11 protein-coding genes are annotated in these 13,022 nt (G+C 59.1%); 9 read left to right on the forward strand and 2 right to left on the reverse strand.

The annotated features are described in order from the left end of the window. Positions 1-18: 18 nt before the first annotated feature. The 8 genes from D882_RS0117045 (at position 19) to D882_RS0117080 (ending at position 7,944) form a co-directional block, all read left to right on the forward strand. Positions 19-717, forward strand: a complete 699-nt coding sequence (locus tag D882_RS0117045; protein WP_027924366.1) for a PspA/IM30 family protein — start codon at positions 19-21, stop codon at positions 715-717. A 177-nt stretch (positions 718-894) separates the two neighbouring features. Then, positions 895-1,458 (forward strand): rhomboid family intramembrane serine protease, encoded by a 564-nt coding sequence (locus D882_RS0117050; RefSeq protein ID WP_027924367.1) that lies wholly within the window; start codon positions 895-897, stop codon positions 1,456-1,458. A 74-nt stretch (positions 1,459-1,532) separates the two neighbouring features. Further along, positions 1,533-2,567 (forward strand): ion channel, encoded by a 1,035-nt coding sequence (locus tag D882_RS0117055; RefSeq protein WP_027924368.1) that lies wholly within the window; start codon positions 1,533-1,535, stop codon positions 2,565-2,567. Further along, complete coding sequence (locus tag D882_RS0117060) at positions 2,554-3,237, forward strand: DUF2491 family protein (RefSeq protein WP_027924369.1); 684 nt, start codon at positions 2,554-2,556, stop codon at positions 3,235-3,237. The genes D882_RS0117055 and D882_RS0117060 overlap by 14 nt, the downstream gene beginning before the upstream one ends. 14 nt (positions 3,238-3,251) lie before the next feature. Further along, positions 3,252-3,680: a DUF350 domain-containing protein gene (locus tag D882_RS0117065; protein ID WP_027924370.1), complete on the forward strand. Its 429-nt coding sequence runs from the start codon at positions 3,252-3,254 to the stop codon at positions 3,678-3,680. Positions 3,681-3,699: 19 nt separating this feature from the next. Continuing rightward, positions 3,700-4,413: a DUF1190 domain-containing protein gene (locus D882_RS0117070; protein ID WP_027924371.1), complete on the forward strand. Its 714-nt coding sequence runs from the start codon at positions 3,700-3,702 to the stop codon at positions 4,411-4,413. Positions 4,414-4,425: 12 nt separating this feature from the next. Continuing rightward, positions 4,426-5,583, forward strand: a complete 1,158-nt coding sequence (locus tag D882_RS0117075; RefSeq protein ID WP_027924372.1) for a glutathionylspermidine synthase family protein — start codon at positions 4,426-4,428, stop codon at positions 5,581-5,583. Between the two features lie 156 nt (positions 5,584-5,739). Continuing rightward, entirely contained in the window at positions 5,740-7,944 is a 2,205-nt protein-coding gene (locus D882_RS0117080; RefSeq protein WP_027924373.1) for an OsmC domain/YcaO domain-containing protein, read from the forward strand. A gap of 67 nt (positions 7,945-8,011) precedes the next feature. Here D882_RS0117080 and D882_RS0117085 read toward each other — a convergent pair whose 3' ends face one another. Together D882_RS0117085 and D882_RS0117090 are read right to left on the reverse strand one after the other, a co-directional pair. Beyond that, positions 8,012-8,539 carry a single-stranded DNA-binding protein gene (locus D882_RS0117085; protein ID WP_017341065.1) on the reverse strand — a complete coding sequence of 176 codons (528 nt, stop codon included), beginning with the start codon at positions 8,537-8,539 and terminating at the stop codon, positions 8,012-8,014. A gap of 9 nt (positions 8,540-8,548) precedes the next feature. After that, positions 8,549-9,946, reverse strand: a complete 1,398-nt coding sequence (locus D882_RS0117090) for an MFS transporter (protein WP_027924374.1) — start codon at positions 9,944-9,946, stop codon at positions 8,549-8,551. A 191-nt stretch (positions 9,947-10,137) separates the two neighbouring features. On the opposite strand from D882_RS0117090, the gene uvrA reads away from it, so the two are divergent. After that, positions 10,138-12,972 (forward strand): excinuclease ABC subunit UvrA, encoded by a 2,835-nt coding sequence (uvrA, locus tag D882_RS0117095; RefSeq protein ID WP_027924375.1) that lies wholly within the window; start codon positions 10,138-10,140, stop codon positions 12,970-12,972. Positions 12,973-13,022 lie beyond the last annotated feature (50 nt).

Below are 13,022 nucleotides of genomic sequence, written 5' to 3' on the forward strand. Positions count from 1 at the left end.
TCAGGAAAGGAAGATCCAATGACTCAGTCCATCTGGAGCAAGTTGTTCACCGCACTGCGCGGCGGCGCCACTGAAGTGGGCGAAGCCATCGTCGACCAGCAGGCCCTGCGCATCCTCGACCAGGAAATTCGCGATGCTGACAGCGCGCTGGCCAACGCCAAGCGTGAACTGGTCACCATCATGGCCAAGCACAAACTGTCGGCCGACCGCGTCAGCGAGTACAACGCCAAAATCAAGGACCTGGAATCCAAGGCTGTTGCCGCCCTGAACGCCGGCCGTGAAGACTTGGCGATGGAAGTCGCCGAAGCGATTTCGACCCTGACCAATGAGCTCGATGTCGAGCAAAAGCAGGCCACCGAATTCGGCGGTTACGCGGAAAACATGCGCAAAGACATCACCAAGGCCGAAAACCGCATCAAGAGCCTGCGCCAGCAAGTGGACATGGCCAAGGCCCGCGAAAGCGTGCAGAAAGCCCAGGTCAGCGCCTCTATCGCCAGCGGCGGCGCCAACGGCAAGCTGGAAACTGCCGTCGGCACCCTGAACCGTTTGCAGGCCAAGCAGCAACAACGTGCCGCTGAACTGCAAGCTCAGGACGAACTGGCCGACGCATCGACCGGTACCGACCTGGAACGCAAACTGCGCGAAGCCGGCATCACGCCGAACGAAGGCAGCGCCAACGCGATCCTGGAACGCCTGAAGCAAAAATCGGCCGAGTAAAGCGGTCGGGGCAACACCAAACACCTTGTGGGAGCGAGCTTGCTCGCGATGGCGGTATGTCATTCAACATCAATGTTGGCTGACCCACCGCCATCGCGAACAAGCTCGCTCCCACAGGTGGGTTACCTTAACTGACTGAACTCATCGCCCTTATTTTTTGTAGAACCGAGGTCAAGGATGGATGCCCTGAAGGGTTTCAAGCTAATCGCCAGCCTGGCCATCTTCATGGTCGCGCTGCAAGTGATCAACGCGGCGACCGGCTACAGCCTTATGGCATTCGGCCTGATCCCGCGAACCGTGCATGGACTGCTCGGCATCGTCACTTCACCTTTTTTACATGCGTCCTTCTCGCACCTGAGCGCCAACCTTGTGGCCTTTTTGGTTCTGGGAACGCTGGTGATGGTCGAAGGGCTCAATCGGTTCATGGCGGTCAGCGCCATCATTATTCTGCTGGGCGGCTCGCTGGTCTGGCTGTTCGGTTTTGCAGGTGTACACATTGGTGCCAGCGGCTGGGTGTTCGGGCTGTGGGCGTACATTCTGTCGCGCGCCTGGTTCCAGAAGAGCTGGGGCAATGTACTCACGGCGGGCGTCGTGGCGCTGTTGTATGGCGGCCTGGTCTTTGGCTTCCTGCCTCGCCGGGGCATTTCCTTCGAAGGGCATCTGTTCGGGGCCTTCGCCGGATTTATCGCAGCCAAAGTACTGTTATCTGCACCGCGCAGCAGGTTTAATGCCGCCCGGTAAGCGCACTTGAGCACTCGAATGCCAACGCGACTCTATCGCCAGGAACGAGTACCCCCCACGGAGCCAGGGACCCCATGTCGATTTTTTTGTTAGTGCGCATGTATGCTTCGTCCCTCTTCCACCGATTCGGCTGGGCGGGCCTATTGATTGCATTGGGCGTACACCTGAGCACAGCCTGGCTGGGCCTGGTGTTTCTGGGCGAACACCACCTCACCGCCCCCGCCACGTTCACCTACTTCTATCTCACCACCACGCTGACCGTGGGCTATGGCGATCTCGCGCCACAGACATCGGCCGGGCGAATTTTCGTGGCGACCTGGGTCATGCTCGGCGGCATTGCGCTGCTGACGGCAGCCATCGGCAAAACCACCAGCAGTGTTATCGATGCATGGAGAAAAGGCATGAAGGGTAAAGGCGATTTCACCGGCAAGGTCGGCCATACCGTGCTCATCGGCTGGGAAGGCGCGTCCAGCGAACGGGTCATTGAACTGTTGCTGGCGGACGAAACCTCGAACGACAACCTGATCGTCATTTGCGATTGCACCCTCGAAGAAAACCCCCTGCCGGGCAAGGCGGACTTCATCAAAGGTGAAAGCCTGTCTTCCGCGGCATTGTTACTGCGTGCCGGTGTTCCCGGCGCCGAACGCGTGCTGGTGCGTACCTCGTCAGACGATTTGACCCTGGCCACCGTGCTGGCGATCAATCAACTGAACCCGGTCGGGCATGTGGTCGCACACTTCAATGAAAGTGAAATCGCCGCGCTCGCCAGCGCCTACGCCCCCAGCCTGGAATGCACTTCAAGTATGGCCATCGAGATGTTGGTGCGCGCCTCCCAGGACCCCGGCTCGTCAGTGGTCATCAACGAATTGCTGTGCGTGGGTGAAGGCGCCACTCAATACCTGATGAAACTGCCCGACACCTATGAGGCGACTTTTGGCGATCTGTACGCGCAAATGAAACAGCGCCACAACGCCACGCTCATTGGCTATCGCGCCCAAGGCGCGCAGCAACCTTCAATCAACCCGCCCTGTGCCACGCGCGTTCAGGGCGGCGAACTCTTTTACATTGCCTCCACTCGCCTGAAGGAGATCTCCAATGGGATGGTTTAAACAGTTGATGGGGCTTGAGGCTCCGAACACGAACACAAACACCCCGTCGAAATGGACTGCCAACGCAACGCCGTCACCCGTCACTGGCCCATTGGGCCTGGCCTTGGGCAAAGAGGTGATGTTCGACACGACGCTGAAGTTGTTGCTCGACGGCAACTCCACGGTGACGATCCCGGGCTCCCAGCAAATCTGGAGCAACGGCACCATTGATCTCGGGCAGTCGACCTGGCTGTCGCGTTATTACATGAACGAGGAAGAGTATTGGCTGCAAGTGCACACCACCGGCGATATCGCCGGCCAGGTCGAGTCGGTGATCCTGTTCAATTACCTCAGTTACATCACCATCAGCAGCGAAGCAGAGCTGCGACGGCTGGCCGGCCCGCAAAGCCTGATCGGGTTGCCGACCTACACCCATAACGGCGTCGAATACACCCGCGAATGGGGCACCGAGAACGGTCAGACGGAATTGGTCGAACTGAGCGAACAGCTGAAAAACCCGGAAGACAGCTACAGCATCGAGCACCGTTCGATGCTGTACGCCCGCGAAACCGGCTTGACCGATCGCCGGGAATTCCTGCTGTTTTCCGTCGAAGAAGACGCCGAAGGCACCATCAGCTTGAGCACGTCGCTGGGCGTCTCGCTGTACACCACCGACCTGAATACTTTTTAACAAGGAAGCCGTCCATGCTAGAAGCACTCTCCATCTCGCTGAACCCGGCAGCCGTGCTCGGGTTTGTGTCTTACATCCTCGGCGCCGCCGTGTTGTTCGCACTGTTCCAGTTCATCTACACCCGCATCACACCGCACAAAGAGTTCGAACTGATCCGTTCGGGCAACGTGGCGGCTGCGATTGCACTGGGTGGCGCGATCATTGGCTTCGCCATTCCAGCGAGCAATGTGATTGCCTACTCGATCAGCCTGCTCGACTTCGTCGTCTGGGCAGTCATTGCCGCATTCGTGCAACTGCTGGCGTTCCTGATGACCAGCCTGGTGCTCAAAGGCACCTCGGAACGCATCAAGAAAGGTGAAATCGCGGCGGGCATTTATGTCGCGGCAGTGGCCATCAGCGTGGGCATGTTGAACGCCGCGTGCATGACCCCTTCCCAGAACTGATTGCGCAGCGGAGATCCTGATGAAACGAAGCAAGTACGTTCAGCTCTCGCTGGCCGCATCGGTCGCCATGGCAATATCCGGTTGCGGGCCAACGGAAAAAACCTACGCGGTGCAGAAGAAGTACAACTTCCAGTCCGTCCAGCAATGCGCCGATGAAAAGCTCCCGGTAGACGTCTGCTCAGACGCCTACATGACCGCCATGGCCGAACATCGCCGCATTGCGCCGGTGTACGACAACCAGGCCGATTGCGATGCCGACTTCGTCGCCGACTGGTGCCAGCAGGAGTCGACCGGCAAGTTCATTCCCCGGCTCGGCGGCTTCGAGCTGACTGCCGATGGCCAGGTGACGCAGTCCCAGGTCGACGCCGCCAAGGCGCAATTGCCGGCTTCGGAAGCCAACACCGGCGGTTCGGGCTTCTCCACCAGCAGCCTGCTGACCGGGCTGTTGATCGGCAACATGCTGAGCAACAACCGCAACAGCTATTACTCGCAGCCGGTGTACCGCTACCGCGACGATCGCGGTAACTACGGCAATTCAACACTCAGTCAGCGCGTCGCCAACGGTTCAACGTTTGGCCGCTCCAACCAGGCGCGATCCGGCAGCAGTTACAGCTCCACCATCAGCAAATCGGCCAGCAAGCCGGTTTCTTCCGTTGCCTCGTCGACGTCGCGTGGCGGCTTTGGCAGCAAGGCCAGTGCGCGCAGCGGCTGGGGCGGCGGGTCGAGCAGTTAAGGAAACCGGGCCATGAAGAAAATCCATTGCGCAGAGCGTCATGACTGGAAACAGACCGCCGAAGGTCTCGGCTTTCTGTTTCACACCATCGACGACGAACCCTACTGGGACGAGCGCGCGTATTACCAGTTCACGCTCAAGCAGATCGAAAAGGATCTGGAAGACCCGACCACCGAGATCCATGAGATGTGCATGGACATGGTCGCCCGGGTGGTGCAAAACGAGGAATTGCTCGAGCGCCTGAGTATTCCTCCGGCGTTCTACGACATGATTCGCACGTCATGGCTCGAAGGCCACCCGCACCTGTATGGGCGCATGGATTTTTCCTACAACGGCACCGGGCCGGCCAAGTTGCTGGAACTCAACTACGACACGCCGACCAGCCTGTATGAGGCCGCTGCGTTTCAATGGGGCTGGCTGGAACAATGCATCGAGCGTGGTCTGGTGCCCAAGCAGGCCGACCAGTTCAACAGCATCGACACCAAACTGCATCAGGCTTTTGCCCAGTTGCAGTTGAAGCAGCCGTTCTATTTCGCCTCGATGAAACACTCGGTCGAAGACAAGGGCACCACCGATTACCTGCGGCTGGTCGCGGAAAAGGTCGGCATCGAATCACGGCACATCGACATCGAAGACATCGGCCTGACCAGTGACGGACGCTTCGTCGATCTTGAGGATCGCTGGATTCCTCATCTGTTCAAGTTGCACGCCTGGGAATTCATCTTCCACGAGCCCTTCGGTGCCGCAATTGCCCAGTGTGATACGCAGTTTTTTGAGCCCGCGTGGAAATCCATTATTTCCAACAAGGGCATCCTGCCGTTGCTGTGGGAATTCAATAAAGGTCACCCGAACCTGCTCGCGGCGCATCTGGACACGGATCCGAACAAAGCCGTGCCCAAGGGCTGGGTGCGCAAACCGTTCTTCTCCCGCGAAGGCGCCAACATCGAGCTGCAAACGGCCGACGGTCTGATCGTGAAAGAGGACGGCCCCTACACCGACGCGCCGTTTATCCTTCAGGAATTTGCGCCGCTGCCTAAATTTGGCGACAGCTACACGCTGATCGGTTCTTGGGTGATTGGCGATCAGGCGGCCGGGATTGGCGTGCGGGAAGACAACAGCTTGATCACCAAGGATTCGAGCCGCTTTTTGCCACACCTGATCCTCGACTGAGCATCAAATCGCTCATCAAACGCCCGATACCGTGTATCGGGCGCCAGGTTGAAACAGGCGTAAACCAGACTCCGGATCCGACAACGACAAGACATACGCCTGAAAAGCCGGATAATGGCGGCCAATTCGTCTAGCCCGTTATTCTGGTAATCCCCCATGGAAATCAAGGTCAACTTTCTCGACAACCTTCGGCTTGAAGCAAAGTTCGATGACTTCACCGTGGTCGCCGATCAACCGATTCGCTACAAGGGCGATGGTTCGGCACCGGGTCCGTTCGATTACTTTCTGGCTTCATCGGCGTTGTGTGCGGCCTATTTCGTGAAGTTGTACTGCGACACTCGCAGTATTCCCACCGAAAACATCCGCCTGTCGCAGAACAACATTGTTGACCCGGAAAACCGCTATAACCAGATTTTCAAGATTCAGGTCGAGTTGCCGGCGGACATCTCCGACAAGGACCGCCAGGGCATCCTGCGCTCCATCGACCGTTGCACCGTTAAAAAAGTGGTGCAAGCCGGGCCTGAGTTTGTGATCGAAGAAGTGGACAACCTCGACGCCGATGCCCAGGCGTTGTTGATGCCGGCCTCCAATTCCGAGGCGCACACCTATATCGCGGGCAAGGATCTGCCGCTGGAACAAACCATCGCCAACATGTCGGCCATTCTGGCGGACCTGGGCATGAAGATTGAAATCGCTTCGTGGCGCAATATCGTGCCCAACGTGTGGTCGCTGCACATCCGCGATGCACACTCGCCGATGTGTTTCACCAACGGCAAAGGCGCCACCAAAGAAAGCGCGTTGGCGTCGGCGCTGGGCGAGTTTATCGAACGTCTGAACTGCAACTTCTTCTACAACGACCAGTTCTGGGGCGAAGACATCGCCAACGCGCCGTTTGTGCATTACCCGGACGAGCGCTGGTTCAAGCCTGGCCGCAAGGACGCGCTGCCCACGGAAATTCTCGACGAATACTGCCTGAAGATTTACAACCGCGACGGCGAACTGCGCGGCTCCCATCTGATCGACACCAACTCGGGCAATGAAGAGCGCGGCATCTGTTCGCTGCCGTATGTTCGTCAGTCGGACGGCGAGGTGGTGTATTTCCCGTCCAACCTGATTGAAAACCTGTTCCTGAGCAACGGCATGAGCGCCGGCAACACGCTGGCCGAAGCCCAGGTACAGTGCCTGTCGGAGATCTTCGAGCGCGCGGTCAAACGCGAAATCATCGAAGGCGAATTTGCCCTGCCGGATGTGCCGGCCGAGGTGTTGGCGAAGTACCCCGGCATACTGGCTGGTATTCAGGCGCTGGAAGAGCAAGGCTTCCCGGTGCTGGTGAAAGATGCGTCCCTGGGCGGTGAATTCCCGGTGATGTGCGTCACGCTGATGAACCCACGCACCGGCGGCGTGTTCGCCTCGTTCGGCGCGCACCCGAGCCTGGAAGTGGCACTGGAACGCAGCCTCACCGAATTGTTGCAGGGCCGCAGTTTCGAAGGCCTCAATGACCTGCCGCAGCCGACGTTTGAAGGGCATGCGGTGACCGAGCCGAACAACTTCGTCGAGCACTTTATCGACTCCAGCGGTGTGGTGTCGTGGCGCTTCTTCAGCTCCAAGTCGGATTACGAATTCGTCGAGTGGGACTTCTCCGGCCAGGGTGAAAACTCGAATGCCGAGGAAGCCGCGACCTTGTTCGGCATCCTCAAAGGCATGGGCAAAGAAGTGTACATGGCGGTCTACGAGCATATCGGCGCAACGGCATGCCGCATCCTGGTGCCGGACTATTCGGAAATCTATCCGGCGGATGATCTGATCTGGGATAACACCAACAAAGCCTTATTCTTCCGCGCCGATATCCTCAACCTGCATCAACTGGACGAAGAAGAATTGCAATCGCTGGTTGAGCGTCTGGTGGAAAGTGAACTGGACGACTACACCGACATTACCTCCTTGATCGGCATCGAGTTCGACGACAACACGGCGTGGGGTCAGCTGACGATCCTGGAGTTGAAACTGCTGATCTATCTCGCCTTGGAGCAATATGAAGAGGCGAAAGAGGCGGTAGAAATGTTCCTGCAGTACAACGACAACACGGTTGAACGTGGTTTGTTCTACCAGGCCGTCAATGTGGTGCTGGAAATGAAGCTGGACGAAGACCTGGAACTGGAAGACTACGAGGCCAATTTCCGCCGGATGTTTGGCAACGAGCGTACCGACGCAGCCATCGGTTCGGTGGACGGCAGCGTGCGCTTCCATGGCTTGACGCCGACCAACATGAAACTGGAGGGGCTCGACAGGCACCTGCGGTTGATCGAAAGCTACAAGAAACTGCACTCGGCACGGGCCAACGTCACCGCGTTATCCCGTTAATAGCGCCCATAAAAAAAGCGAAGCCAGATGGCTTCGCTTTTTTTGTTACTGACTGGATCGCCGCTTTTTAGAACGGGATATCGTCGTCAAAGCTGTCGAAATCCGGAGCCGGCTGAGGCGCGGCCTGCTGCTGTGGAGCCGGACGCGATTGTTGCGGTGCCGACGACTGCTGCGGACGTGGAGCCTGCTGGCGTGGAGCCGGGGCGGACTGCTGGTAGTTGTTGCCCCCGCCTTGTTGGTCGCCCTGTTGTGGACGGCCGCCCAGCAGTTGCATGGTGCCTTGCATGTCGACCACGATTTCAGTGGTGTAACGCTTGATACCGTCTTTTTCCCACTCGCGGGTCTGCAGCTTGCCTTCGATGTACACCTGCGAACCTTTCCGCAGGTATTCGCCGGCGATTTCCGCAACCTTGCCGAACATCGACACACGGTGCCATTCGGTCTTCTCGACCTTCTGACCGGTTTGCTTGTCGGTCCATTGTTCGCTGGTCGCCAGACTCAGGTTGGTCACGGCGTTACCGTTAGGCAAGTAGCGAACTTCGGGATCCTGGCCGCAAGTGCCGACCAATATGACTTTGTTAACCCCACGGGCCATAACGTTCTCCTAGGCTACGCACGCTGCCTCGGGCGGGTTGTTCACCAGGCGCTCGAGGGTGGTGCGATCCAATAGTTCGGTGTCCAATTTGATGTAAATCGCCGCTTCGTCTGCGACGATCACTGCATCTGTTACCCCTACGACAGCCTTCAGGCGCTCGACCAGACCCGCTTCGCGGATCGCCTCGGGCGACAGCGGCAAGCGCAGACTCGTCACGTAGGGAGGTTCGCGCATGGTAACAGCAAAGGCCAGCCAGAGGGCAGCCAGACCGGCGCATCCCAGGAACACAATCGACAGACCGCCATGCTGGAACATCCAGCCGCCGAGAATACCGCCGAGCGCCGAACCGAGGAACTGACTGGTGGAATAAACCCCCATCGCCGTGCCTTTGCCGCCTGCCGGTGAAACCTTGCTGATCAGCGAAGGCAACGAAGCTTCCAGCAGATTGAACGCGGTGAAAAACACCACCGTCCCGATCACCAGAGCCCGCAAGCTATCGCCGAACTGCCAGAAGAATAGCTCAGTGAGCATCAGCGTCAGCACCGCGCCCAATAAAACTCGTTTCATTTTGCGTTTCTTCTCGCCGTAGATAATGAACGGGATCATGGCGAAGAAGGAGATCAGCAGCGCGGTGAGGTAGACCCACCAGTGCTGTTCTTTAGGCAGGCCGGCTTTTTCGACCAGTGCCAGGGGCAAGGCAACGAAGCTCGACATCAACATCGCGTGCAACACAAAAATGCCGAGGTCCAGGCGCAGCAGGTCCGGGTGCTTGAGCGTCGGGATCAGCGCCTGGCGCGCGACACCGGACTCGCGGTGCTGCAACGGCCCGGTGGATTTTGGCACCATGAACATCACGATCACGATGCCGAACAGCGCCATGCCGCCGGTGGCGAGGAACAATCCGGACAGGCCGAAGGCACGGGTCAGCAACGGTCCTACGACCATGGCGACCGCGAACGACAGACCAATCGTCATGCCGATCATGGCCATGGCTTTGGTCCGATGCTGCTCGCGGGTCAGGTCTGACAGCAAGGCCATGACGGCGGCGGAAATCGCCCCGGCGCCCTGCAGGATTCGTCCAGCGATAACGCCCCAGATCGAATCGGCATTGGCCGCCAGCACGCTGCCGAGGGCGAAGACGATCAGCCCCAGGTAAATCACCGGACGACGACCGATGCGGTCGGAAATGAAACCGAAAGGAATCTGGAAGATCGCCTGGGTCAGGCCGTAAGCGCCAATCGCCAGCCCGATGAGGGCCGGTGTCGCGCCTGCCAGATCCATCCCATAGGTCGCCAGAACCGGCAACACCATGAACATGCCAAGCATACGGAAGGCGAACACCAGGGCCAGCCCGCTTGCTGCGCGGGTCTCGCTGCCACTCATGCGTTCGCTGTGGGGATCGTGCATGGAAAAACCTCATGTGAACCGGCCGCGATTCTACCAGTCCCATCGATTGACAGGGTATATCGCGACGCTTTGACGCGCTCCGCTGACAGACTCTTCATGTAAGACATCAACCCGCTCGTTTGATAGTGTGCATCCATCCAGTATTTGGCCGTATACTCCTACGTTTTCGACGCCCGCCAAGCGAGGCCACTTTGGACAAGATCCTGATTCGTGGGGCCCGGACCCACAACCTGAAGAACATCGACCTGACCCTGCCACGGGACAAGCTGATCGTCATCACCGGCCTGTCCGGGTCGGGCAAATCGTCCCTGGCATTCGACACGCTGTACGCCGAAGGCCAGCGTCGCTATGTCGAATCGCTGTCGGCCTATGCCCGGCAGTTTCTGTCGATGATGGAAAAGCCTGACGTCGACACCATCGAAGGTTTGTCGCCCGCCATTTCGATCGAACAGAAGTCGACCTCGCACAACCCGCGTTCGACGGTCGGCACCATCACCGAAATCTACGATTACCTGCGCCTGCTGTATGCACGCGTGGGTATTCCGCGCTGCCCGGATCACGACATTCCGCTGGAAGCGCAGACCGTCAGCCAGATGGTCGACCTGGTCCTCGCCCAACCGGAAGGCAGCAAACTGATGCTGCTGGCGCCGGTGATCCGCGAGCGCAAGGGCGAACATCTGTCGGTGTTCGAAGAATTGCGCGCGCAAGGCTTTGTGCGGGCCCGGGTCAATGGCCGGCTCTGCGAACTGGACGAGCTGCCGAAGCTGGATAAACAGAAGAAGCACTCGATCGATGTCGTGGTCGACCGCTTCAAGGTCCGCGCCGATCTGCAACAGCGTCTGGCCGAATCGTTCGAGACCGCGCTGAAGCTGGCGGACGGCATCGCACTGGTAGCGCCAATGGACGACGAGCCGGGTGAAGAAATAATCTTCTCCGCCCGCTTCGCCTGCCCGATTTGCGGCCATGCCATCAGCGAGCTGGAACCCAAGCTGTTCTCCTTCAACAACCCGGCCGGCGCTTGCCCGACCTGCGATGGCCTGGGCGTGAAGCAGTTTTTCGACATCAAGCGCCTGGTCAACGGCGAGCTGACACTGGCCGAGGGCGCGATTCGCGGCTGGGACAGGCGCAACGTCTATTACTTCCAGATGCTCGGGTCGTTGGCGTCTCACTACAAATTCAGCCTGGAAGTGCCGTTCAACGAACTGCCGGCCGATCAGCAGAAGTTCATCCTGCACGGCAGCGGCTCGCAGAACGTCGATTTCAAATACCTGAACGACCGTGGCGACATCGTCAAGCGCTCGCACCCGTTCGAAGGCATCGTGCCGAACCTTGAACGCCGCTACCGCGAAACCGAATCCGCTTCGGTGCGTGAAGAGCTGGCCAAGTTCCTCAGCACCCAGCCTTGCCCGGATTGCCGTGGCACGCGCCTGCGTCGTGAGGCGCGGCATGTCTGGGTGGGCGAGAAAACCCTGCCAGCGGTGACGAACCTGCCGATTGGCGACGCGTGTGAGTACTTCGGCGTGCTGAAGCTGACAGGCCGTCGTGGCGAAATTGCCGACAAGATTCTCAAGGAAATCCGCGAGCGCCTGCAGTTCCTGGTCAACGTGGGTCTCGACTACCTGTCGCTGGATCGCAGTGCCGACACCTTGTCCGGCGGTGAAGCTCAGCGGATTCGTCTGGCCAGCCAGATTGGCGCCGGTCTTGTGGGCGTCCTGTACATCCTCGACGAACCATCGATTGGTCTGCACCAACGGGACAATGATCGACTGCTGGGCACGCTCAAGCACCTGCGCGACATCGGCAACACGGTAATTGTGGTCGAGCACGACGAAGACGCGATTCGCCTGGCGGATTACGTGGTGGATATCGGGCCGGGCGCTGGCGTACACGGCGGGCATATCGTCGCCGAAGGCACACCGGCCGAGGTCATGGCTCACCCTGACTCACTGACCGGCAAATACTTGTCGGGCCGGGTGAAGATCGCTGTTCCGGCCAAGCGCACACCGCGTAACAAGAAGCTGTCGCTGTCCCTCAAGGGCGCTCGTGGCAACAACTTGCGCAACGTCGACCTGGAGATCCCGATAGGCCTGCTGACCTGCGTGACCGGCGTGTCCGGCTCCGGCAAGTCGACGCTGATCAACAACACGCTGTTCCCCTTGAGCGCTACGGCTCTCAACGGCGCCACGACGCTTGAGGCCGCCGCGCACGACAGCATCAAGGGCCTGGAGCATCTGGACAAGGTCGTCGACATCGACCAAAGCCCGATCGGCCGGACGCCGCGTTCCAACCCTGCCACCTACACCGGGCTGTTCACACCAATTCGCGAACTGTTCGCCGGCGTGCCGGAATCTCGCTCACGGGGTTATGGCCCGGGACGTTTCTCCTTCAACGTGAAGGGAGGACGCTGCGAAGCCTGCCAGGGCGACGGGTTGATCAAGGTGGAAATGCACTTCCTGCCAGACATCTACGTTCCGTGCGACGTCTGCAAGAGCAAGCGCTACAACCGTGAAACCCTTGAGATCAAGTACAAGGGCAAGAGCATCCATGAAACCCTCGAGATGACTATCGAGGAAGCCCGGGTGTTCTTCGACGCGGTTCCAGCGCTGGCACGCAAACTTCAGACGCTGATGGATGTTGGCTTGTCGTACATCAAGCTCGGGCAATCGGCGACCACGCTGTCCGGTGGTGAGGCACAACGGGTGAAACTGTCCCGCGAACTGTCCAAACGCGATACCGGCAAGACCCTGTATATCCTCGATGAGCCAACGACCGGCCTGCACTTCGCGGATATTCAGCAACTGCTTGATGTACTGCATCGACTGCGCGACCACGGCAACACGGTGGTGGTGATCGAGCACAACCTGGACGTGATCAAGACCGCCGATTGGCTGGTGGACCTTGGGCCAGAGGGCGGCTCCAAGGGCGGGCAGATTATTGCCGTCGGTACACCGGAAGAAGTGTCGGAGATGAAGCAGTCTCATACCGGCTTCTACCTCAAGCCGCTGCTGGCTCGCGACAAGGCCTGAATCACGGCCATGAAAAAGCCCCTGTCACTTTCTCGGTGACAGGGGCTTTT

This window comes from Pseudomonas sp. URMO17WK12:I12 (assembly GCF_000514395.1).
GTDB classification, from domain to species: Bacteria; Pseudomonadota; Gammaproteobacteria; order Pseudomonadales; family Pseudomonadaceae; genus Aquipseudomonas; species Aquipseudomonas mucoides.